Source organism: Streptomyces sp. HB132 (genome assembly GCF_016909575.1).
Classification (GTDB): domain Bacteria; phylum Actinomycetota; class Actinomycetes; order Streptomycetales; family Streptomycetaceae; genus Streptomyces.
In genome coordinates, this window is sequence record NZ_JAFBGA010000031.1 from 1 (window position 1) to 22237 (window position 22237).

The window sequence follows — 22237 nt, forward strand, 5'->3', positions numbered from 1 at the left end:
GGCCCGATTGACCCCCGTCGAGTACGAAGCCATCATGACCCCACCCGCAGCCCTGGCTGCATAACCCCACTGTCACCTACGCGTGCAGCAGTCCCCATCTTCGCCCTAAGCACCTGGCTACTCCACCTCGTCTCCGCCCCCGGGCTCGTAGTCGAGGTCGCGGCGTGGCTCGCCGGCATCAACTTCCTGCTCGCCGCGTTCAACATTCTGCCGGCCGCTCCGCTCGACGGCGGACGGCTCTTGCGCGCCTTCCTGTGGTGGCGCACCGGGGACCGGCTGCGCGCGACGGTCCGGGCCACGCTTGCGGGCCGCGTCCTCGGCTGGCTGCTCATTGCGGCGGGATTCCTGGTCTTTCTCAAGGGAGGCGGATTGGAAGGACTGTGGCTGGCCCTGATCGGCTGGTTCCTCATCGCTGCCGCCACAGCCGAAGGACGACAGGCGCAAATGCGCGGACTCATGGCCGGTGTTCCCGTGCGGGACGCCATGACCAGGGATCCGCTCACTGCGCCTGCGGCGCTCACAGTCGCGGAGATGCTGGACGACCCGCGCTACCGGTATCGGCATTCGGCGTTCCCGGTGACCACCGCAGACAGGGCACCACTCGGCCTGATGACGCTGGATCGAGCACGGCAGGTGCCGACCGGGCAGAGCGGAAGCGTGACGGTGGGGGAGGCGATGATTCCGCTCCCGCAGACCACCGTCGCGCATCCCGGCGACCCGCTGGCGGATCTGCTGCCCCGCATGGAACCAGGCGCCGAGCACCGTGTCCTGGTCGTGGACGAAGGCAGACTCGTCGGCATCCTGACGCTGTCCGACATCAGCCGCACCGTCGCCTGGCTGACGAGCAGCGCCAGGAAGCCGTAGCAACTTGCTGAAAGAGCCGACTCCTCAGGCGGTGCCCACGGATCCAGCAAAGGTGCCCGAGTCGGCCATCCGACGGCGGCCGGGCACGGGCGGGCGAAAGGCCCTGGGCCTCCTTCCGGGCCGGAGCGCAGCGCCTCCTCGAAGGAGCGGACCGCTGCGATCGCCTCGACCGTCTGTTGCTCGGAACGGAGCCCGGCCAGTACGCGCGCCCGCAGACCGCACAGCTCTCGGCGGGTATCAGCCGACGGAGCGTGTCACGCCAAGGCGGCCACATGTCCGGCGTCGTGCAGTGTGCGCGAGCCCGTAATGGCCCCGTACACACAGCAGACGATGAAATTGAGGCGGCGAGGCCGGCGACATGAACACCCGTATCAGCAGCCCGGAATGAGCTCCTCGGCGACGTGAAGGCCCGCCCGCTGCCGCGGGGCCGCGGCCTGTTCGTCTCCCGCCGGAGCGCGCCTTCCCTGATCCGCACGAACTGGCCTCCTCTTCCGACGCCGAGGCACCTCTCCCTACGCCGAGGCGCCCGCGCCCTTCGCGCCTCCCGCACCCAGGTTCCAGGGCAGGTCGGTGAACTTTCCCGGGGCGAAACGCTCGACTGCTTCAACGATCAAGGCAGGGTGATTCGGCCTCCGCCGGCGCCAGAGGGAGTTTCCGAGCGAATAGAGAACAACCGTCCTCGGCCCGCCCACGGCGATCGGCTTCTCCGGGAGAGCCCCTTCCTTCACCACCAACAGCAGCAGGCTCTGCCTGCTGTTGAACCGAACCTGGTCGATGTCAGCCCACCGCACGGTCTCCTCGCCCCCACGCCGCACCTTGCTCATGCCCGCCGGATCGATGCGCAGGGCCGGATATCGTGACACCAGGGCGATGAGCGGCAGCAGGGTAACTACTCCTCCCAACACCGGTAGTCCCACGTAACCGGCGACACCCGCCTCGCCGATGAACCCCATGTCTTCACCCATGATCAGCACGCCGACCACAAACATGATGAGTCCTTCGAAGAGCACCAGGCAGAGCATCGCCGCGAGGATCAAACCGAGGTAGAACCCGCCGCGGCGCGCCCGCTCAGCGGGGAGCCGAAGCCCTTCGGTGGTGTTGGAGGGTGTGGTCATGATGTTTCCTTTGTTGAGTCTCGTGCGGCGAGTGCATGACGCACAGCTCCTCGCCGGCGAAGCGTGATGGGACATCCCGTATGAACTGTCCAAGCTGGCAGCGGAATGTCAACATGTGAACTGCCACAGCACTTCCCGGAGTTTGCAGTCACCCGACGGGCCGGGTCATCACGTCCGTCATCACTGATGACTTCTTCGAGTTGACCACCGATCGAGTGATGGTCCGTGAAGCGCAACGAACGAGGTCTCCGGGCTGCTGATCGAGATGTCCGACGCCTCAATCACATTGCTCCGGGGGCCTCGTTGGTCATCCATCCTGCCGCATGCACTCGTGGAGTGGGGCACCATGCTGATCATCACCGGTGAGGGCGACCGGCGATGGCAGATCCGTCCGTACCAGCGCGCGATCGTGGTACTGATGTATCTGCGCGAACACAACACTCAGGCGAAGATCTTCGCCGGGCTCGGGATCAGCGAGGCCACCGCCCACACCTACACCAGCGCGGTCGTCGACCCGCTCGCCGAACGTGCACCAGGTCTGCTGAAGACGCTTCGCGAGCACGAACCCGACTCCGTCCTGCTCGACGGGATCCTCGCCGAGTGCGACCGGGTCGGCGACGGCCGGGCCGACTACTCGCACAAACACCGGCGCCACGGCGTGAATGTGCAGGTCGTCACCGACCCCGGCGGCCGGCTGCTTTGGCTCTCACCCGCCCCGCCGGGCCGCACCCACGACCTGACCGCCGCCCGTACCCACCGGATCTGCGAGCGTCAGGGCATTCCCCTTCAGACCGATCTCGCCTACCGCGCCGGCCCATGGCTGACCACCGACATCGCACGCAAGCCCCTGCAGGAGCTCACCCCCACCGAAATGACCCTCAACCAGGCACTGGCCGCAGCACGAGCGCCTGTCGAACGCGGCGTCGCGAACCTGAAGTCCTGGCGAATCCTCCACAGGTCCCGATGCAGGCCCAACCGCATGACATCGATCGCCAAGGCCATCCTCACACTGGAGCGGCAACGCTGAAGAAGCTCAGTGAGCGGCCGGCCCCCTATATCTTCCCCCAAGGGGCGCGCTGCAGCCGAGAGCAGCCTGAGGCGGACTGGCAAAGACAGCTTCCGGGCTGCTGCGCCCGCCGGATTCGGTGGGCTCTGTCCTGCCCTACGGCTGTACGGGGATCCATGCCCGCGCACGGGCGAGCAGACCGGCCGGATCCGGTTCCGCCTGAAGGGACTTGAGCGTCAGCAGCCACCACTGCTCGAACTGTTCCCCCCAGTCCCGCCCGCCCGGCAGGTCGTCGACGAGTGTGCAGAGCCCGAAGAACGCGCACACGAGAGTCACGGCCGCGTCCGACGGCTTTACGTCGGACGCAAGCTCACCCCGCGTTCGGGCCTGGGCGAGAAGCCGGGTGGCAGCCAGGGACCAGGCATCGAACGGCGCGGGCACGACTGCGTCGATACCCCGGCGCTCCGCCCACAGCCGGGCACCCGCGCGCGCCACGACGTCCTCGCTGAGGGAGTGCGCGACACCGAGGCTCAGGACTACCAGCTTCTCCAGCGGGGGAATTCCGGGCGCTGCATAGGGGGCGGCGAGCTGCGGCCAGCTGGCGAACTGCTCCCGGGCCACCGCCAGGGCCAGCTTCTCCTTGCTCGAGTAATGGAAATAGATCGCGCCGCTGGTTTTCCCCGAGTGATCACTTATGTCTTTGACGCTTGTTCCCGTGTACCCCCGTTCAGCAAATAGATGTGCTGCTGATTCCAGCAGCACCTTACGGGTTGCTCGGGCTCTGTCCTGCACGTACGTTCCACCTTCGCTCGAATGTTCTGTCGCTACGGCGAGGGAATGCGGACTCTCTCTGCGGAGGGTGCAGTCGCATCGCGCGAAGATCCTATTATTCGCCAGTCGCGAGCGTGTGGGTGCGCGTTCACGCAATCCGTCGCCCGGCGCCGGGGACGGGCGTTTTGTGCGAGGGGCATGACTGTGCCCCTGGCAACGTCACGGGCTACCAGATGTGCCACTCACCAGGCGCGTTGCGCCCGCTCCAGCTGTCGCGACTCTGTGCTACGGCCTGTTCGCGTACCCCGGTCGCCCGGGGAGCGGAGTAATTCCATCCACTCGAATTGGTGATTGCGAAAACCGGAGGCGGCCAAATAACGTAACCGCCACGATGTTTTCGGCTCGAGCCGAAAGCGACGATCCACGTCCGCCACGACGCGCTCAGCAACGTGCACGCGGTCGCAGTGGCCGTGCCCATTCGTGCGGTTCCCTCATCGCTACGCATTCGTCACCGCATCGCGGGCCCCTCTCTGTCACCCGTGCACCGAAACGGTCGGCGCAGTCTCCGAGAACGGCAGTCACATGACAGCTCGTAACATCCTTGCCTGGTCCCCCTCAGCCATCGTCTTCGATTGTGACGGGACCCTGATGGACACAGAACGACACTGGCAGGAGGCCCGGAACGCCACCTTCCGAGTCTTCGGCCTCAAGCCTCCGGCCGGATTCGCCGAGCGTGCCAAAGGCGTGCACTACACCGAATGCGGGGCGCTCATGGCCGATGAGACCGGAAAGCCGGACCTCGCGGGCGACCTGGCGGCAACACTCCTCACTACCTTCACGGCGCTGGTCGACGAGGACCCCGTCACCATGCCAGGAGCCGCCGCTCTGGTCCGGCTGGCCGCACGGCATCTCCCCTTGGCGGTGGCGAGCAACTGCCCCCGGACGACGGTGGAATCGTGCCTCAGCCGGGCCGGACTCCTCGGCTCCTTCAGCCACATTGTGGTGGCCGGCGAGGGCGTACGGCCGAAGCCGGAGCCCGATGTCTACAGCGTGGCCGTCCGCCTCTGCGGTGTACCGCCCGAGGAAGCCCTGGCCGTGGAGGACTCGCTCACGGGCATGGAATCCGCCCGCCGGGCGGGCCTTCGCGTCATCGGCCTCGGGCCCTGCCCGCCAGGCCCCGAGGCCGAGCAGGCAGACCTGTGGATCGGGAGCCTCGCCGACCGCGAACTGGTGCGCTGGGCCCGCAGCCGGATCGGGGCGTAGAGTGCCCGCTCCCCTCGGCGCGGGCACGGTCAGCCGCCGGGCCGAAGATGAGGCCCGAGGGCGGGTACGTTGCGGGCGGCAGCGGCGAGGCCTGGGCGGTGCCTTCGGCAAGTGCGGCCGTCGTCAGATCGGACCGGAGCCCGCGGCGGCCCTGCTCAGCGGGACGTGGATAGACGGCGGCCTCGGCTGGAGCGTGCCGAGCGACGAGCTGTTCCAGTAGTGGTCAGACCGGGTGGACGCGACGGGCCTGGCGCTGTGAGGGCGCAAGCTGTGGCAGACGACCAGCACGGTCGACTGGAACACCCGTCTGGTCACCGGCGATGCGGTCACCGAGATCACCGGGCTCAAGGTCGACGACGCGGGGGTCCCATGGACATCGCCGGTGCCAGCCTTTCCGCGGCGGCCGTGCGGGCTGAGCTGATCGACGAGTACGCGATCGTCACCCATCCGGTACTGGTGGGCGGCGGCACCCCGTTCTTCACCGCATTGGACAACTGGGTGAACTTGAGCCTGGTGGAGACCCGAACGTTTCCCGATGGCGTGATCCTGACCAGGTATGAGACCAGGCGCTGAGCGCCCGACGGCGGACCAGTGCGGGCTTCGGGCCTCCCGAGGTCACCGCAGACGATCCGTCCGGACAGGGATCCCCTGACGGACGACCGGACCGGTGGGAAGTCATGTCGGCCCCGAAGGCTGGAGGCCCCGTTGCGGAGCCAATGAAGTCGGTAACGAGAGGGAACGGACCCCGGGCTAACCGTCGTTGGGTCTCGCCCTCTACGCTCGTGATCATGAAAAAGGGATTCAGCGACCAGTTCCTGCTCGAGGCGGAACGGCACTCCGTCTGGGGCGCCGTTCAGCTCGAGGCGCTCATGGAGTTCCTGCCCGAGGCGCCGTGGAGCGCGGACCTGTCGACGTGCTCGTACCAGCAGGGGGAGGTGCAGCTACGGGTCGGTGTCCTTGGGACGTACGACATGGATGAGGGTTCCTGGCTGTGGGGCTGGGCAAATCCGGGGCTCGGCGGGAGTGAGGCCGTGGCGTTGTCCGCTGCCGTGGCACGGTACGGGCAGGCGCACGGGATTCCTGAGTTCACCGCTGAGGAACTCGATCTGTCAGGGTTCGACGATCCTCGGCGGGCTGCCGAGATGCTGGCCTTCGCGGGGATGGGGGTAGCCAACACCCCCGGGTACATCGGGCAGTCCGCCGGGCCCGGCACTCAGGTGTACTTCCTGCCGGACGACCCGAAGGTGCCGAGCGCCCAGCTCGAGCCGGTTGCCCTGCCACGCGTGCTCATGGCCGGGGTCTCACTCATCGGCCGTTCGCCGCGACAGGCCGTCACGGGGTACTTCGAGCACCACGGTGTGCCGCACCGCGTGGAAGGCGACCGGCTGATCGCCGATCTGCCGACCGGGAACGCCGCCGTTGTCTCCTTTGACCGGATGGGGCGGATCGGCAACATCCGGCTCACGGTCACCGGCTGATCCGAACCATCCGTCCTTGCCGGATTCGCGGTCGCGGACGGCGGGCGCGGAGATTCAGTTTCGGAGCGTCGCCTTGCGAAGGGATCGCTCCGCGATCCGGGCAGCCGCTCACGCGGCCGCAGGTGGCCGAAGACGTAGGTCTGGAAAGTGTTGAGACGGCCGCCGACGCCCGACCCCGGCCGCGCAAGGCGGACATGACGGTGTCCGCTGAGACGGCTGAGCGCCGGAGCCGATGGCACCGTCACTGTAGCGTCGCCTGCAATATGGCTCCGGCCCTGACAACTGCGAGGGCTGGCCCGTGAGTGCCGTCTTATGGTTCCGGGATGAGTAACTCTGCTGCGGCTGCTGTCCTCACTACCCCCTACCTGCCGGAAGCGATACGTGCGGTGCGTGCTCTGCTGGACATCGCAGACATCGGTCAGGGAGAGGTCGACTTCGAAGCCGTGATCAGGTCACCGGATGTCCTGGCGCAGGTACGTCACGTACTGCCCGACCTCGAATGGTGGGCGTCAGCCGGCAGGGAGTACGGCTCGTCGGAGGCCGGCGACAACCCTGCAGACTGCCTGCCGATCCAAGTGTTCGACTGGGGTCGTCCGCTGGACCTTGCCGAGCCCTTCATCGCCGCTCTGGGGTCAGATGCCGGAGCTGTTCGGTGGGATCTGGACGCGTGGCCCGCGGTTCCCGAAGCGGGGCTGGAGGCGATCTCGCAGAAGTACGCGTACCTCACGCTGACAGTGAATTCCCGGGACCTCTACCAGGACGATCCGTCGCAGGACCACACCATCCACGTGCACACCCGGGACCAGGACGGCGACCAGATCTCCCGTGTCCGTTGGCTCGCCAGTCAAGTAGGCGGCCAGTTCACAGGCAGGGTGGAGTCGGCGTACGTGTAACCCCCCAGCACCCATGCAGTACAGTCGGCTCCGTCTGCCTCTGTCACATGATCGGCTGGACAACTCCTACGCGAAGGCGTTCGCCGGCCTCGCGGAGATGGCCGTCCACGGCGACGCCGCCCGCGCCCTGATCCGGGACGCGATCGACGCCCTGGAGTGAATTGCCGCGCTTGCCCGCAATCTGGTTGAGGATCAATCCGCTTCCTCCGTAGCGTCGAATGACACCGACGGCCCCAGCAACGGAAGGCGGTCCCCAGGAGCGCACCCACACCTGCCGGACGGTGACAGGAGCCCCCGGCTTCCAGCCGCCCGCCTTCGGCAGGCCTTCCCCTGCCCTGCTGGCACGCCGACCCGCGGCTGTGCCCGCTTCCTCGCCGTCCAGGCGCCGGACCCAGCACTGGCGACCACAACGACCACGTGGCGGGCGCGCTCGAGGTGCGACACCCACGTCGTGCTCCACGACTCCCACGGCCTGATAGAGGCGGAACTTCCCCTGGACCGCGCCCCGTACGAAACGCTCGTCAACGCCGTGCTCGCGTGGAAGGACCCGCACCTCACCCCACGCGAATTCGAGCAGATCGTACTCCAGCTGACCGGGCACGCCCGCGCGGTCGCCGCCGACGTTCAGCGTCACGCCGCCGCCCTGCCAGGAGACGACTGCTGCGGCGCCCTCGCTGAGGGCTTTGGCCAGCGTCGACGTTGCGGGTGGGCACGCGGTGGACGTAGGCCTTGAGCTGGGAGGACGGGTGAGCCGGTGGGAGTTGGGCGCGGCGGGTGTCGTTGCTGCTCAGGTGCGGTTCTCGTCGGCGAGCCGCACCAGGACATCCAGGTCCGGGACGTCGAGCGCCGGTATCCGCAGCCAGGCGAACGGGAATCCGTTCGCACCGCCGGCGACCTCGTATTCCATGCGGAGCATCGCGCCCAGTTCGTCCTCGTCCTCGTGGAAGATGACGAAGCCGTATCGGCATGAGGTGAGGGTGTGCCAGGGAATCTTCTTGCCGTGATGATGCAGCCCGTCCGCCGTGGCGGTCAGTGGGCCGAACTTCACCTGGCCGCCGGCCGCGAGTGTCGCCTTCGCCCTGGCGAGATGCAGTTCGGTCACCGGTGCGTTGACGCGCTGCATCAGCGGCGCGATGACAGAGGGCGGCGAGGATGACAACCGGCCGGTGCGGAACGCGGGCTCCGGCGTGACGACGGGCGGGTCGGCCAGCAGCGACTGCACGAGCGTGCCGTCGGTGAACTCCAGCAGCAGTTCGTGCAGCCACTCCGTGATCATCAAACCATCGGCCGCTTTGCCGTCCATGTCGTTGGCGTGCCACACATGGGCGACCTCCGACCACACGTAGGTGCGGTGCTCATCGCCGTCGGTCAGCACCACCCCGTCGTCGTGCACGGCGAGCGTCACCGCCCGCCGTCCGCCGGGTCCGTCGATGTGCGCAGGCAGCGTCCCGTGTGCCGAACCCGCCAAGCACCCCGGTGCGCCAGTCATCGGCACGCCCTTCTCCGGTGCGGACTTCTTTCGCCACCAGCCAGCCATGTGCTCTCCCTCTGGCGCCGGCATTCAACACCGGTGTTGGTCACCGAGTTTAGCCGCGCAGCCACTCCGCACCTATAGGTCACGGGGGCCGTGACGTGGTGCTCCGCCGCCGTCTCCGGCAGCGCCGCGGGCGAAGCTGTGAACACCGTCTGGGGATCTTGAACGAGTGGTGCGGCGACGGGGGCTTTCGGTGGGCAACGAGCACAGCAAGTGGCACCGGGGCGCAGGTCCGGCCCCCGGTCCGTGCGTGGTGGATGGCTGGGCCGCATACGCCCGCAGTCGCGGGCCTCGACTGCGGTGGCCAGTGTGCGCAGAGGTTACGGAACGTTGTGATCAGTCGGGCATCTTGATGTTGCTCGGCGAACGTTGTGCCAAGCAAGTTCGACTGTCGACTTGGCCTCGACTCACTTCGTACCGACCGCTACAGGTGGCAGAGCGGGTCACCCATGGGGCGGCCACACAGCCCGACTGTCTGAGCGTCACTTCCGGGTTCAGCCGCATCGTCACGGAGACCCTTCGGCTGGTTCTCGGGGCGTGCTCTTGGTCCGGGAGCGGGCGCCGTCGAATGCTGTCAGGCTGCCCAATCCAGTCCGAGCGCGGCGAGTGCGGCGAGTTTGGCGGCGGGGAGTTTGGCCCTGCGGGTCTTGGAGTTCGTGAGAAACACACCCAGCTTCACCCCGTGCTCCTGGCCGTCGATGACCACGGTTTCGATGTGGGTTCGGGGGACGGTCAGGGTGCCGGTGCGGGCCTTGTACTGCTCCAGTGCGAGGACTCCGCGCTCGAAAGCCGCGGCCGTGGACGCTGTCTTCTTGGCCGGTGCTGCGGGCAGGGGCGTCAGCCCCAGTGCCTCCAGCCTCTGCCGCTGCTCGGGCAGCAGCTTGGCCCACACCGCGTGTTCGCGCTGCCGGTTGATCCATGCGCCGACGTCGCAGCCGTGGACGAAGACGCCCGGCAGGACCTCTGTGAGCCCGCCTTCCTCGGCCAGGAGGGCGCGTGCGGTGGCGTAGTGGCGCTGCCACTCCACGGACCACTCGGGGCACCACTCCGGATCGATCGCCTCCAGCGCTGCCCGCCGTTCCTCGGCCCGCTCCTGGTCCTTGCCGAGCCCGCCGGCCTTGCGGAGATTGGCGAGCCACTGACCGACCGCCACCCCCTCGACAACGGCGTTCTTCGGAGCGGCGAGGGTGCCGTGCACCGTGTGGTAGGAGCGGGCCGCGGTGAGGTTCTTCCAGAATCCGGCGTCCGCGACCGACCACACCATGCCGAGTTCGTTCAGCAGTTCGGACCTCCACGCTTTCAGGGTGCCGAGGCGGAACGCGCGGCGCTGTTCGCTGACCCATGTGCCCAGTGCGTACGTGATGCGGGCTTCGCCGAGTTCCACGGACGCGTCCAGCGGCACTTCGGCGTTCCCGTGCTCGCGTACCCAGGTTCGCAGGGCGTGGTATCCGGTGAGCCAGACTTCGGAGTCGGGGTGCAGGACCCGGGTGCGCAGGAACAGCGCGACCGTCCCTGGATCGCGGGGGAGGGAGAATCGCAGCAACGGGACTCCGGCGCCCGGGTGTTCCTCCTCGGCCGCGCCGCGCCCGGTCTCGTCCTCGGCGGCGGGCCCGGCCGCGCCGTTCTCGGCGCCCTGCGCGGTACCGGCCGCACTGTCCGCGACGGCCGTCTCCCGCTCCGCCTGGTCCTCGTCGCCGTCGCCGTCGTCGCCGTGCTCGCGGACGGGGTCGAGGGTGACTACGGACGTGGCCTGCCCCCGGGCGGTCGTGGTGCTCAGCGCCATGCGTTCGATCACACGTTCGTCATGGGCCCGAAGGCCCTGAAGGACTGCGACCAGGCTGCGATAACTGGAGGACGCCATCATGTCGGAGGGGTCCTCGCCGGGCTCCAGGAAGACGGGCACGATGATGCGGGACACCTTGCCCTCTCCGGGGTCTTGGCGCAGGCCCCGCCCGATGATCTGGACGATCTCCACGGGAGAGCTGCGGGTGTCCGCGAACACGACGGCGCCGACACCACGCTTGCCCCGGATGTCGACGCCTTCCCCGAGCACCCGGCAGCTGGAGAGCACACCGAGGTCGGTGACCCATCCGTCCGCATCGATCCCGTCCGCGAACCTGCCCAGGACCGTCCGGCGGTGGGTGGCGGGGTGTTCCCCGCACAGCCACTCCGCCCCGACCCGTCCCGGATAGGTGACGGGGTCGGTGGCGTGGAGCTCCGCCGCCGTCTCCGGCAGGGCGCGGGCAAAGGCCATGGCGTCCAGGGTTCGTGAGTGGAACGTCATGAACGAGCGGACCCCCGACTCGTCCGCGTGCTTCAGCAGCGCCTCTTGGAGCGCGGCGAGCCGACGGCCGCGCCGCGCCTCCACCGATGCGTCGGGCCTGGGTGCTTGCGGGTCACGAATCTCCAGGACGTCGATCTCGAATCGCGCGAGGACGCCCCGCTCGACACTCTCCATCAGCCCGAACTCGAACAGCACCGGACCATAAAGCTGCTCGTCGTCCATGGACGCGACCAGGCGCCCGCCGGTTTCGTCCGCGCCGGCACTCCCGGGCGACGCCTCCCAGAGGCGGGGAGTGGCCGTCATGTACAGCCGCCGCACCGCAGGCACCCGTACCTGGTCGTGCGCGGCCGCCCACGCTTTGCCGAGATCCCCGGACGTGCGGTGTGCCTCGTCGACGACGAGCAGGTCGAAAGGGCGCAGCCGCTGTCCGTACGAGCCGAGTAGCGCGCGTTCCAGGGCGCCCGGCGCGGCGCCGGTCTTCCCGTCGCCCTGGTCGTCGTCCAGTCCCTGCGGGGACAGGCTGGCGTACGTCGCAAACACCAGCATCGGACCGTCGCCATTGGCCCACAGGGCGAGTTGAGTCGGGTTGGTCGTGCACCGCACGTTCAGCGCTTGCAGGAGCGGATCGACACCGAGGCTGCACACCGCGACGGCCGGGGCGGTGTGGCCGACCGCCCGCCAGGCTTCCACGGTCTGGGTGAGGAGATCGAGGGTCGGGACCAGGACGCCGACCACGCCCCGGGGAACCATCCGCAGGGCCGCCACCGCAGCCGTGATGGTCTTGCCCGATCCGGTGGACATATGGACCTGCCCGCGTTGCCCCGTTGCGGGCACCGAGCCGTCGAGGGGGAGGGCCAGGCCCTCGATGATCGCGTCCACGGCCTCGACCTGATGCGGCCGAAGCGAGATCACGCCGTGCATACCCAATACTCCCTCACTCCCTCATGACCAGCGGATTCTCCGGTGGCAGCCGACGCAGGCGCGTTGCCTCACTATCCGCTGTGCCGTCGGGCTGATGACGACCGTAGCGCATCCGTACAACGCGCTTTCACTTTATGTCCAAATCAATGCCGCAAGTCGTCCAAATGCGCTAGCATTGCGGCATGAGGGAAGAGAACAGCGTGGAAGCGCTGCTTGAGGAAGCACGGCTGAACGCCTCGATCCCGCCCCCGGCTGAGCGTCAGCGTCTGCGGGAGGCCGCGAGCCTGTCTCGCGCCCAGGTCGCCGCAGCAGTCGGTGTCGGGCGCACCACGGTCGCCAACTGGGAGACCGGCCACTCGGATCCGACGCCGCCCGGCCGCCTGCCCTACCTGAAGCTGCTGAAGGGCCTAGCCGAGATCTACCCGCCCGACTCGGCACCCGCGGCGGTCTCCGGGCCCACCGCGGATTCGGCACCACAACCCGCCCCCGCCCCCGTCCCAGCTGCGTTCACTGCCCCGCCTGAGACGTTGCGCGGTCTGGACGGGCGCGCGATCGAGGGTGACCCCGGCCCCTGCATCCGGTGCGGCATCGAGACCACCTACCAGTCCACGGACGGCCGCCCTCTGCACTCCGGTGCGATGTGCCAGCCCGCAGACCCCGCCGCCCCGGCCGCTGCCCCGGCGGCACCTGTGCCCGTGGAGGTCTCGCCGACCCCGGCCCCCGTACCGAGCCGGCCCGAGCGCCGTGCCCGTTCAGCGGCCCGTGCGCAGGCCGACACCACGGCATTGATCGCACGCGCTGTCCAGGACGAGGCCGAGCGAGCCGGAGGGGATGAGGACGCGGCGTTGAAGGCGCTGATCAAGCGTGCGATCCCCGACGTGATGCACCTGTTCAACGAGACCCGGGCCACCGCCCGTTACGACTACACCGCCTACCCCGCCCTGCCGGACGTCCTGAAGAAGCCGTCCAAGAAGGACCCTGACCAGATCTGGGAGGCCCGCCCCAAGTTCCACCACCCCGGCTACTCGCTGAAGGTTCTCGGGGACGTCAAGGTCACCGCGCTGGACGTGAACGCGGCCTACCTGTCTGCGCTCAAGTGCTGGCTGCCGATCGGAAAGCTGGAGCACAGTACAGGCACCGACGGCATCGACCCGAAGCGCTCCGGCGTCCACCTGATCACCCCCGCACCGTGGACCCACCCACACCTGCCGGACCCGATCGGGGACCGCGACGAGCCCGGCGCACTCTGGGTCACCAACGCCACCCTGCGGCTGCTGCAGCGCCTTTCCGGCCCCAAGTACGGGCTGATGGGTACTCCGGTCGTCCATGAGTCGTGGACGTCCGGCGCGACGGAGAACTTCCTCGACGCGCTGCGCAAGCTGTTGTCCGCCGCGCGGGACGAGGCGATCGAGAACCGGGACACGCTCACGCTGGAGTACGTCAAAGCCATGTATTCCAAGTTCATCTCGACGATGGGGGAGTCCATCCACAACCGCGAGATGGTCCGCCCCGACTGGATGCACATCATCCACTCCCAGGCCTACGCCAACCTGTGGGGCAAGGCATACAAGGCCAGTCAGGCCGGTCTCGATGTCGTCGCGATGATGGGCACCGATGAACTCCACCTGACAGGCGACTGGCGCAAAGTGTTCCCGGAGGGCCGGGGCGTCTCCCAGATGAAGATCAAGCACGGCGAGGGCAAGGCCACCGGTGAATACACCGTCGGACAGGTGGGCCGCTGATGGCCGGACGGTGGATGGACCTCGGTGCGCTCAACGCCCGGGGCCTGCCCGGAGCGGACGCCCTCGGCGTCGCGATCGAGCGCATGGTGACCGGCATCGCCTCACCCGTGGAGAGTGAGCGCGGTCTCGCCGCGCGCCTGAACTACCTGACCAAGACTGACGCCGGATACGAGGCGATGGACCGCGCCGGCATTCACGTCTCACCCCGGACGCTGATGGCCTGGCTCGCGGAAGAACGGGTCCCGAACAAGGCGAACAGGTCGCGGCTGGATGCCGCGTACTGGGACCTGCGCCGCCGTAACGTCGCGGCCGACCTGAAGAAGCGGCTCAACAACCACGGCCGCGGAACGCGTGTCGAGATCAACCCCGTCGACCAGACCCGCGTAGAGGGCAGGCATCAGCGGGACCTGTCCGGCCGCAGCCTCAGTGTCCGGGGTGTCTGGGACCGCGCTGTAGATGCCTGGATGAACGACGACTTCGACGAACTCGACGCCGTGTGGGACAGCATCATCGAAGACCTCGGATCCGACTACGACGCGTACAGCAACGTGTCCTCGGTCGGCTGGGCCGCCTGAGAACCGCACGAGCGCAGCGCGCCGCCCCCGGCACTGGACCTGCCGGGGGTGGCGCGTTTCGCATGGTAGCCGGAGCCATGAGGCGCCGGTCGAAATCACAGTCCACGACTGTAGGACCGCAGTGAAAGCCGTGTGGCGGGTGGGTTAGACGTGGCCGAAGAAGATGCTGCCCGGGGCGTCGGGGTCGTTGGAGAGGAAGTGCTCGCGTACCGCGCGGATGAACTCGTGGCGGGAGATCGCGCCGTCCCCGTCAGTGTCCAGCCTGATGAACAGGTCCACCGCCTCCGGTGAGTCATGCTTCCAGACGTCTCGCATGAGACGAGCAAACTCGTCCTTGCTGATCTCGTTGTCGCCGTCGGCGTCGATGATGTCGAAGATCGCGTGGCCTCCGCCCTCGGTCACGTTGAGACGGCTGGTGTCGATGACTGCGAGGCGGTTGGCGGCGACGAACTGGTCCCTGGTGAGACGGTCCCCGTCCACGCCCGCGTGACGCAGCAGCTCCAGCCAGTAGATCTGGCAGAAGGTCTGGAGCGCCCTGGTTCGGCGGTCGTCCCTGGAAAGCTTGTAACCCTGGATGTAGCGGTCCCCGAGCTTCTGGTAGTCCGACCAGTCGAGGTAGCCGTCCTGGTTGGCATCCATCTGGTCGAAGGTGCGCTCCAACTTGAGGGTGATGATGTCCTGCGTCGCAGTGGTCATGGTCATCCCTTTTTCGTGATCAACTTCTGACCTCTTCAGGGTCTTCCACGGTCTTCTCTCAGGGGCGGAAATGCCCAGTTCATCACCCGTATTAGTGATCCATTCCAGCTCGGCCGGTGCGCCCGATCCGCTGCTGGCACATGCCCGGAGGTGGACAGGCGGAGGCCAACTGCTCAGCCGTCGTGCTTTCAGGGGGTGGTCCGGTGCGGCATTCGCCTTCCAAATTCGGACTGACATGGCATTGCAGTGTGCCTGCCTTCGACTTCCCCCCCAGGACCTCCTCGACGCTGTGCCGGCCGAGCGCGATCAGTTCGCGCAGAGGCTGCCGTGGTCGGCCGAGCCGCTGCAAGGGTGGACAGCGGACAAGAAGCTGCACGGCGACTTCGTGCCGGAGAAGGCGGACAGCCCCGGATGCACCCCTGAGGAAGCCGAGCGCCTCGCCGGATACCGGGCCCGGATCCTGGAGCTGACCACCCAGGTCCTGACACACCCCTACTGGGCCACGCCGCTCTCCGGCCTGGACCGCATGGAAGCCCGCACCACCCTCAAGCGCACCCACGACACCGCCGGCCCCGACGCATAGCCATGCCCGACGACACCCCGACCTCCCGTCCCATTAGTGACCTGGAGAAGAACCGGGCTTTTGCGCGACTGGCTGCGATGGCAGACCGAACGCCGCCTCAGGGAACTGGAAATCCAGGAAGCCCAGGAGCACGCCCGCCGCGAGCGGGCACGCGGCGAGATGTCCTGGAAAATCCAGCCGCAGCGCTCCTGGTCCACCGCCCTGCTCCACCGGGGAGGCTGCGCAACCCACCCCGATCAAGTCGGCCTGATCTCCCGCGAGGACGCCAAGGGCGCGCGCACAGCCGGACATCGAGCCGTGCGAGGTCTGCCGACCCCAGACCGGGCTCCTGAGCTGAGCGGACACACGAAGACGCCCAGTCAGTGGACAGGGCGTTCATAGGCGACCGTTCCCACACCCTCCGCGCGAAGAACAGGAAGCCCTCTTCCCCTCGAAGACCGGGAGGACGTGGGCCGTGGCGCTGCTATCTCCAGTATCCGCCCGATACCGGCGCGATCATGGGTGCCCTGTTCACCAGCCGGGCACAGGACGTCATGGCCGAAAGGACAGGAGCGCTCGGCGGCAAAGTGACCGAGGCATCGGCACAGCTCGATGCCGCGAGCCTGGCATAGTTTCCCGAACGAACATGCGAGGCATGCCAGTACGCCGTCTCCTTCGGCACCCGCTCGGCCTTCCTTCTCGCAGCCGTAGCAGCCGTGGTCGCACTGGTGGCAGCACGCTTCGTGAAGGAGGCCGCACTACGGGGGACGGAAACGGCCGAGAACTCCCCCGGACAGCTGCGAGACGCCGCAGCGGCCTGAATCTCCCCCACGCACCAAGAGGAACCCGGGACCCCGCCGGCAGACAGCGCCGGCCCCGGCCCAGCCAGCACACACCAGAGGAAGCCACCACCATGAAACTGCCCCGGCGCCGATCCCGGCCCGGTCGTCATCGCCTGTCACGGCCAGCGCGTCAACTCCGTACGCTCAGCCTCTCTGAGTACCAGTTCTGACCTGTGACGGCCCGGCCGCGGCTCGTCCGCCAGTCCCACCATCCGGCGGTCAGCGAACCGTGAGCGCTACTTGCGTACTGTCTCCGTGGATACCCTGAAGTCCGCTGGCACACGCGTGTTTGATGCGCCTGCCGCGCAGGCCGCAACGATCCGGGCCCGCTCCGCCACACGAGCTGGGACGTGCCACACAAGGCCGCCGTACCTCATGTGTGATGAACTGTCGCCCGGTTTCGATACGTTGATCTCGTCTCGAACAAGAGAGTGGGAGGGACCGTGGACCTTGGTGGGGGGACGTGGCAGCGACTGACCGCCGTGGTGCTCGTCATGGCGGTGGCGGCCGGGTGTACGGGGCAGGGCGAAGGCGCGGGCGGCGGAAACGACGAAGACCTGCTGCGGAACCACGACTGGACGCAGATGCCAGGCACCACCGCGCGAAACGACATCCTGCGGGTCAGCGCATTGGATAGGCACATCGTGGAGCAGGACTCCTCCGGCGGCCAGCCCAACCCCCCTCTGAACCTGGCCGGCCCGCATCTTAGGTCCGATGGCGACTTCACCGTCACCGCGCGCATGTCCGGTGTGGGTGACGATGACAGCGACTCATGGCTGCGGCTGTACGGACGGGTACCGGTCATCTACGACGAGTGGCGGCAGGAGCGGCCCTCTCTCCGCGTCGGCGTGACCGCTGACGGACAAGTGAAGGTACAGATATGGGACGGCGAGGGCGATGAGCCAGCCACCTCCAAGGATTTCGACTGCGGCTGCTCCGGGACGGTGACGCTCGCCGTGTCGAGCATCGGTGACACCTTTCGTGTGAAAGCCGACGGGCGGCGGCTGGGAACCGTGCGGGACCCGGGGGTGTTCGCCGAGGGCACTGTCTGGTTCGGTCTGGAGGCGGACGCGGGCGAAGACGAGCGCCGCGAGGGATGGCGTCTGACGCAGCTGATCGCGCGGGCAGAGAGCGGTGACTCGCTCCGCGTCATCAAGGCGCCGCAGCTACGCCAGGAGCAGTCCGACGACTCGCTGCGTGCACGGGCAGCAGACGTGGGGCGGCCGTTCGATGTCGGCACCGCCCTGGCCGAGAACCCGCTGCTCACCGACTCACGCTACCGGGCACTCGCGGGGAGCCAGTTCTCCATGCTCACTCCGGAGAACGCGTTCAAGCCACAGTTCCTCCACCCACGCCGGGGCACCTACGACTTCCGCGACGCGGACCTGCTCGTACGCTTCGCCCGCGCAAACGGCATGAAGGTGCACGCGCACACCCTCGTCTGGCACGAGGCCCTGCCCGACTGGATGCGGGAGGACGATGACCCCGAGGAGGTGCGCCGGACCATGCTCCGGCACATCGCCATGGTCGCCGGGCACTTCCAGGGAAAGGTCGCGGAATGGGATGTGGTCAACGAGCCCATGTCCGACGACGAGAAGAGCTACACCAACGGGGATCTCGGTCTGCGTTCCGAGCAGAGCCCGTGGTTCGAGGCCATGGGCGAGGAGTACATCGACGGGGCGTTCAGGGCCGCCCACCGGGCCGATCCGAAGGCACGGCTGTTCCTCAACGAGTACGGGGTCGAGGAGGAAGGCGAGCGGTGGGACGCCCTCTACGATCTGGTCAAGCGGCTCAAGGATCGCGGCGTACCGATCGACGGCGTAGGTTTCCAGAACCATGAGTACGCACCCGGCGACCGCATCGACCATGAGACCTTCCGCAGCCATGTGCGGGATCTGGCGGAGCTCGGGGTTCAGGCGCGGGTGTCGGAGATGGACGTCCCCATAGGTGAGGACGAGCAGGACGGGCGGCAGGCCCAGGCTGATGAGATGGCGGGCAAGCTGCGGGTCTGCCTGGAGGAGCCGAACTGCACATCGTTCTCCACATGGGGATTCACCGACCGGTACGGTTCCACCGCCGACACCAAGATCTATCCTCCGCGCACGGCCGATTCCCTGCCGTGGGACGCGGCCCTGCGGCCGAAGGTGGCGTACGAGCGCCTGCTGGAGGCCTTTGACGAGGCGTGAGGAAACAAGGCGCGATATCTCGGTTTGGTGTCGGTGGTAGTGAGAGTCAGTAGTGCTGGTTTGGGGCCTGCGCTCTTTCAGCGCTGGGGGTCATTGTCACAGGATGAGAGATGTTCCAAGGGGCGAAGCGCAGGTAGAACGCCCCGTCCCGCCACGGGTGACGGCGGAGTCGAGGTCTCCTGGCCGGGGCGGGGTGGCCCCGGCCAGTCAAGGCAGACGGGCTACGCCGCCGACGGGGACGTCGACAAGGTCGCGAACTCGACCCAGACGGAGACGCGCGGCCGCCGGGGTGCGGGCCCCCTCCTGGCCCTTGAGCGCCGCCGCATGTAGCGCGGTGCGCCAGCCGCAGCGGTGGCCCTGCGCCGACTCCTTCTCTCCTACCTGGCTATGGGGGGGGGGGGGGGGAGGCGGACGTGTGTTGCGGCTCACTTGAAGGTGAGCATGTCTTTGAGCTGGGTCTTGCTCCCTGTGGTGAGCGCACCGCCTTGTAGAGAAATGCTGCATACGGCTTCAGATGGCCGTAGAGCAGCTCTTCTATAGAGCAGTGGCCTGCGCTTCTCACCCAGTTCGTTGGCGGGGGCTGCATTGCTCACATGAAGCGAATGCTGCGCAGCTTCATCGAGCCGCCGGTGCCCAGTGATCGAGTGCCCGTGGCCCGGGGGATTGCTTCTGCGGATTGGGCGCTCGGGGGAGTGCGGTGGTGCAGGCAGGCTCGTTTGAGCTGCTGTGATGACCGAATCCCTGCCACGCCGTTGCTCCAGGCCGTCCCCTCGGCCGTGCCGGGCCAGGTGGTTGCTCGAGGTGACCACCGGGCCGCTCGGGGCGGCCTCGCGCTGGTCGTGCGGGCGGTCCTTGTCCGTTTGCTGCAATAGCAACGTGAGCCCCGTCCGCTGTGAGCGCCACAGGTCGGCCTCGTAGAGGCTGCAGACCGCTGCCTGTGCTGGCGTCGCAGCAGAGGGAACGCACGCCGCCACGCCTGGAGAAGACCAGCGTCGTGCCGTCCTGACTCACCAGAAGTCGACCTGACTTACTGATCGGTGCCTGAAACCCAATGAGCCTGGCCCCGGTGTACGTGTTCCAGGTCGTGATCGCGCCGTCCTCCGGCCCAGTGAATAGACGACAACCATCGGCACTGAAGGCGTTAGCACGGCATTCTCCTGGAAAGAACTGGTGCAGCTCCGACAGCCGCGCCTGGTATTTGCCGCAACCACGGCGTCGAGGTCACGATCCTCGAATTCCTCGACCACGCGCTGCCCAACGGGACGCCGAGCTGTCCAAGGAGATCAACCGCCAGTACAAGAAGCTCGGCGTCACCCTCCTGACCTCCACCAAGGTCGAGACGCTCCGGCAGAGCCTCGTCCCGTTCGGCTGGCCGGGCATGGGACGACGTGACCGACAGTGCGTCCCGTTCATGATGCCCTGTCGATCATGGTGAACATGCCCTTGAGGGACATCGGGGGTAGGCCGTGCGGGCTGACGGGGCAGTGTGCGAGGGGCGGATGTGCATAAGTCGGGTGCACCTGTCGGTGGCACGGTCGAGCGGCGGCGACACTGTGATCACCGAGATGACCCGTGCCCGAGCTGGGTCGCCATCGGGCTGACGGGACGCGACCACATCGGTACGCGACGCTGACCAACAGGAAAGGCCTCCCTTGAACCGACCGCCGTTCTCACCCGATGTCGCCCTGTCGGCCAGACGGGCACTGGGGATGTCGCCTCAGCAGGTGGCGGAGCAGATGAACGCGTGCGGGGTGCCCACCGACGTCTCCCTCGTCCATGAATGGGAGAGCGGCGAACACAGTCCCGCCGAACACGAGTTGATTGCTCTGGCCGACGTGCTCTGGTGCCGGACCACGGAGCTGATGGGGATCGGGGAACCGTGCACGTTGACGCAGCACCGTCTGGCGCGACAGTTCACCACGGCCAAGTTGGCTCGCTCCGTCGGAATGGACACGGTCCTTTACGAGCGGGCAGAGGAGCAGGGGGTGTGGCCCGGTGACGAGCGGCAGACAGCCGCCCTGTTGCGGCTGCTGAACCTCACCCCGCTCCAGCTGTACAAGGTCACCGTGCAGGCTGGTCCATCGTGGCCGACGGCCACGATGCCGCCCAAGTCGACTCCGAACCGCGTGCGTTCACGTTGATGGTCTGTGCACGCTGCCCCGCCTTCGATGAACATGACCGTGAGGTCGGGCGCAGGGCCGTTGCCCTACCGGATGCCGTTCCTGGCGTGTGCCGCACGCGGCGATCGTGGACCCCGCCCGGGGGCGGGCGTACACCTCTGCCAGCGGCACGAAGTGGTCGATGTCGAGCTGCCCGGCGTCCGTCACCACCGGGTTGTCGTACGTGCTGCGCCAGTAGCCGCCGGTGAGTTTGCGGCTGGCCCCGATCTCGGGTGCGTTCACGGCTTCGGAGAGGATGACCTCGCGGCGGGTGTCGCAGCCGTCCGTGGCGTTCAGTCCGCGTTTCCAGTGTTTGTACAGCGTCCGCTGGTAGCCCTCGCGGTGTTCCTCGGCGACCGGGAGCCGGTCGATCGCCTCGAACAGCCCCAGCGGCTGGCCGGCACCGGGGCCACCGCCGGGAGTCTGCGCCCGGGCATAGGAGGTAAAGGGCTGTTCTTCTGCCGGCAGGGGAGTGCCGGCGGAGGCGGGCGTGGCGAGCAGGGGCAGGGCGGTGAGGGCGAGCGCGGGCAGGCTGCGTCGCATCAGGGGGGGGCATCACGGAAGGTGATGTTGCAGTTGCCCCTGCCGGGCGGGGGGGTGCCTCTATGTCGTTCGTCAAGGCACCCTGTCGGGTTTGGGGTAGTTCGGTGTTGCTGGGGTTATGCGGCGAGCTCGACGTTCTTGGGCGCCCGCGCTTCGTAGAAGGTGCCGTCGCGGAGCATGGCGAACAGGACGCTGATGCGCTGGCGGGCGAGGCGGAGGAGCGCTTGGGTGTGGGTTTTGCCGCGGGCTCGCTGTTTGTCGTAGTAGGTCCGGGAGGCCGGATCGGCGTTCATGCAGGCGAAGGCGGAGAGGAACATGGCCCGTTTGAGCTGCCGATTGCCGCCGCGGGGCGCGTGTTCGCCATGGATCGAGGTGCCCGAGGTCTTTGTCGTCGGTGCAAGGCCGGCGTAGGAAGCCAGGTGGGCGGCGGTGGGGAAGCTGGTGCCGTCGCCGACGGTGACCAGCAGAACAGCGGCGGTCCTGACGCCGACGCCGGGCATCGAGGTCAGGACCTGGGAAAGAGGGTGGGCCTCCAGCAGGCTGTTGATCTGGGCTTCCATGGCCCGGCGCTGTTCGTGGACGGCGGCGAGCGAGCGGGCCAAGAAGCCCGGCGGCACCTGGGGCGGGGAGCGGTTGGAAGCGCGCGGGGCGGGTGGGTGGCACCTTCATGGAGACGCCCTGGGGTAGGGGCGGGCGAACTGGCCCGGTGTACCCGCGTGGTACCCGGATCTGTGTGCAGTTCAGGGGCCTGTCCTCGAAGGCGTGCGTCTCGCTGAAGTGACCGGGGTGTCTGAGTGGCGACA

The 22237-nt window shown here is 67.9% G+C and carries 16 protein-coding genes and 5 pseudogenes; 14 read left to right on the forward strand and 7 right to left on the reverse strand.

Going from position 1 to position 22237, the window contains the following annotated elements; translation table 11 throughout:
* Nucleotides 1-864 (forward strand): CBS domain-containing protein (locus JOC24_RS32455; protein WP_205024025.1); only part of this gene is annotated, 864 nt, incomplete at its 5' end.
* Nucleotides 865-1376: 512 nt separating this feature from the next.
* Here JOC24_RS32455 and JOC24_RS32460 read toward each other — a convergent pair.
* On the reverse strand, nucleotides 1377-1979 hold the full coding sequence (locus tag JOC24_RS32460) for a PH domain-containing protein (protein WP_205024026.1): 603 nt from the start codon (nucleotides 1977-1979) through the stop codon (nucleotides 1377-1379).
* A 265-nt stretch (nucleotides 1980-2244) separates the two neighbouring features.
* Between JOC24_RS32460 and JOC24_RS32465 the strand changes: the two genes are divergently transcribed.
* Nucleotides 2245-3006 (forward strand): transposase family protein, encoded by a 762-nt coding sequence (locus JOC24_RS32465; RefSeq protein WP_205024027.1) that lies wholly within the window; start codon nucleotides 2245-2247, stop codon nucleotides 3004-3006.
* A gap of 135 nt (nucleotides 3007-3141) precedes the next feature.
* Here JOC24_RS32465 and JOC24_RS32470 read toward each other — a convergent pair whose 3' ends face one another.
* Nucleotides 3142-3777, reverse strand: coding sequence for a ScbR family autoregulator-binding transcription factor (locus JOC24_RS32470; protein WP_307792808.1), 636 nt, complete (start codon nucleotides 3775-3777; stop codon nucleotides 3142-3144).
* A 561-nt stretch (nucleotides 3778-4338) separates the two neighbouring features.
* Between JOC24_RS32470 and JOC24_RS32475 the strand changes: the two genes are divergently transcribed.
* The 6 genes and pseudogenes from JOC24_RS32475 to JOC24_RS33685 form a co-directional block, all read left to right on the forward strand.
* The gene (locus JOC24_RS32475; protein WP_205024028.1) at nucleotides 4339-5019 is read left to right on the forward strand and encodes an HAD family hydrolase; all 681 of its coding nucleotides are present in this window, start codon (nucleotides 4339-4341) and stop codon (nucleotides 5017-5019) included.
* A gap of 181 nt (nucleotides 5020-5200) precedes the next feature.
* Nucleotides 5201-5592: pseudogene (locus JOC24_RS32480) on the forward strand (dihydrofolate reductase family protein); the annotation flags it as partial.
* Between the two features lie 215 nt (nucleotides 5593-5807).
* Entirely contained in the window at nucleotides 5808-6497 is a 690-nt protein-coding gene (locus JOC24_RS32485; protein WP_205024029.1) for a DUF6882 domain-containing protein, read from the forward strand.
* Between the two features lie 323 nt (nucleotides 6498-6820).
* Entirely contained in the window at nucleotides 6821-7390 is a 570-nt protein-coding gene (locus JOC24_RS32490; protein WP_205024030.1) for a hypothetical protein, read from the forward strand.
* A 67-nt stretch (nucleotides 7391-7457) separates the two neighbouring features.
* Nucleotides 7458-7550 (forward strand): annotated as a pseudogene (locus tag JOC24_RS32495) (transcriptional regulator); the annotation flags it as partial.
* A gap of 291 nt (nucleotides 7551-7841) precedes the next feature.
* Nucleotides 7842-8069, forward strand: a pseudogene (locus JOC24_RS33685) (restriction endonuclease); the annotation flags it as partial.
* Nucleotides 8070-8177: 108 nt separating this feature from the next.
* Here the strand turns inward: JOC24_RS33685 and JOC24_RS32505 are convergent.
* The gene (locus JOC24_RS32505; protein WP_205024031.1) at nucleotides 8178-8879 is read right to left on the reverse strand and encodes a hypothetical protein; all 702 of its coding nucleotides are present in this window, start codon (nucleotides 8877-8879) and stop codon (nucleotides 8178-8180) included.
* A gap of 619 nt (nucleotides 8880-9498) precedes the next feature.
* Nucleotides 9499-12129, reverse strand: coding sequence for a DEAD/DEAH box helicase (locus tag JOC24_RS32510; RefSeq protein ID WP_205024032.1), 2631 nt, complete (start codon nucleotides 12127-12129; stop codon nucleotides 9499-9501).
* Nucleotides 12130-12311: 182 nt separating this feature from the next.
* On the opposite strand from JOC24_RS32510, the gene JOC24_RS32515 reads away from it, so the two are divergent.
* Together JOC24_RS32515 and JOC24_RS32520 are read left to right on the forward strand one after the other, a co-directional pair.
* Nucleotides 12312-13871: a helix-turn-helix transcriptional regulator gene (locus JOC24_RS32515; RefSeq protein ID WP_205024033.1), complete on the forward strand. Its 1560-nt coding sequence runs from the start codon at nucleotides 12312-12314 to the stop codon at nucleotides 13869-13871.
* On the forward strand, nucleotides 13871-14446 hold the full coding sequence (locus JOC24_RS32520) for a transcriptional regulator (protein WP_205024034.1): 576 nt from the start codon (nucleotides 13871-13873) through the stop codon (nucleotides 14444-14446). The genes JOC24_RS32515 and JOC24_RS32520 overlap by 1 nt, the downstream gene beginning before the upstream one ends.
* A gap of 144 nt (nucleotides 14447-14590) precedes the next feature.
* Here the strand turns inward: JOC24_RS32520 and JOC24_RS32525 are convergent, their stop codons facing one another.
* Nucleotides 14591-15142, reverse strand: coding sequence for an EF-hand domain-containing protein (locus JOC24_RS32525; protein ID WP_205024035.1), 552 nt, complete (start codon nucleotides 15140-15142; stop codon nucleotides 14591-14593).
* A 235-nt stretch (nucleotides 15143-15377) separates the two neighbouring features.
* Here JOC24_RS32525 and JOC24_RS32530 point away from each other — a divergent pair, with 235 nt between their 5' ends.
* The 4 genes and pseudogenes from JOC24_RS32530 to JOC24_RS32540 all read left to right on the forward strand — a co-directional run bounded on the left by JOC24_RS32530 (nucleotide 15378) and on the right by JOC24_RS32540 (nucleotide 20873).
* A complete protein-coding gene (locus tag JOC24_RS32530; protein WP_205024036.1) occupies nucleotides 15378-15725 on the forward strand; it encodes a hypothetical protein in 348 nt (115 codons plus the stop codon).
* Between the two features lie 491 nt (nucleotides 15726-16216).
* Nucleotides 16217-16525 (forward strand): annotated as a pseudogene (locus tag JOC24_RS33690) (MFS transporter); the annotation flags it as partial.
* 464 nt (nucleotides 16526-16989) lie between these two features.
* On the forward strand, nucleotides 16990-18732 hold the full coding sequence (locus JOC24_RS32535; RefSeq protein ID WP_205024037.1) for an endo-1,4-beta-xylanase: 1743 nt from the start codon (nucleotides 16990-16992) through the stop codon (nucleotides 18730-18732).
* A gap of 1652 nt (nucleotides 18733-20384) precedes the next feature.
* Complete coding sequence (locus JOC24_RS32540; RefSeq protein WP_205024038.1) at nucleotides 20385-20873, forward strand: helix-turn-helix domain-containing protein; 489 nt, start codon at nucleotides 20385-20387, stop codon at nucleotides 20871-20873.
* Here JOC24_RS32540 and JOC24_RS32545 read toward each other — a convergent pair.
* On the reverse strand, nucleotides 20865-21434 hold the full coding sequence (locus tag JOC24_RS32545) for a hypothetical protein (protein ID WP_205024039.1): 570 nt from the start codon (nucleotides 21432-21434) through the stop codon (nucleotides 20865-20867). The two genes, JOC24_RS32540 and JOC24_RS32545, sit on opposite strands and share 9 nt — an antisense overlap.
* Nucleotides 21435-21550: 116 nt before the next feature.
* Nucleotides 21551-22036 (reverse strand): annotated as a pseudogene (locus tag JOC24_RS32550) (transposase); the annotation flags it as partial.
* Nucleotides 22037-22237: the final 201 nt, after the last annotated feature.

Excerpts from the sequence above, each read along its gene's own strand:
- JOC24_RS32465 (WP_205024027.1), top strand. The coding sequence starts at position 2,245 with ATGTCCGACGCCTCAATCACATTGCTCCGGGGGCCTCGTTGGTCATCC.
- JOC24_RS32485 (WP_205024029.1), top strand. The coding sequence starts at position 5,808 with ATGAAAAAGGGATTCAGCGACCAGTTCCTGCTCGAGGCGGAACGGCAC.
- JOC24_RS32510 (WP_205024032.1), bottom strand. The coding sequence starts at position 12,129 with ATGCACGGCGTGATCTCGCTTCGGCCGCATCAGGTCGAGGCCGTGGAC.
- JOC24_RS32475 (WP_205024028.1), top strand. The coding sequence starts at position 4,339 with ATGACAGCTCGTAACATCCTTGCCTGGTCCCCCTCAGCCATCGTCTTC.
- JOC24_RS32490 (WP_205024030.1), top strand. The coding sequence starts at position 6,821 with ATGAGTAACTCTGCTGCGGCTGCTGTCCTCACTACCCCCTACCTGCCG.
- JOC24_RS32505 (WP_205024031.1), bottom strand. The coding sequence starts at position 8,879 with ATGACTGGCGCACCGGGGTGCTTGGCGGGTTCGGCACACGGGACGCTG.
- JOC24_RS32545 (WP_205024039.1), bottom strand. The coding sequence starts at position 21,434 with ATGCGACGCAGCCTGCCCGCGCTCGCCCTCACCGCCCTGCCCCTGCTC.
- JOC24_RS32520 (WP_205024034.1), top strand. The coding sequence starts at position 13,871 with ATGGCCGGACGGTGGATGGACCTCGGTGCGCTCAACGCCCGGGGCCTG.
- JOC24_RS32525 (WP_205024035.1), bottom strand. The coding sequence starts at position 15,142 with ATGACCACTGCGACGCAGGACATCATCACCCTCAAGTTGGAGCGCACC.
- JOC24_RS32460 (WP_205024026.1), bottom strand. The coding sequence starts at position 1,979 with ATGACCACACCCTCCAACACCACCGAAGGGCTTCGGCTCCCCGCTGAG.
- JOC24_RS32530 (WP_205024036.1), top strand. The coding sequence starts at position 15,378 with ATGGCATTGCAGTGTGCCTGCCTTCGACTTCCCCCCCAGGACCTCCTC.
- JOC24_RS32515 (WP_205024033.1), top strand. The coding sequence starts at position 12,312 with ATGAGGGAAGAGAACAGCGTGGAAGCGCTGCTTGAGGAAGCACGGCTG.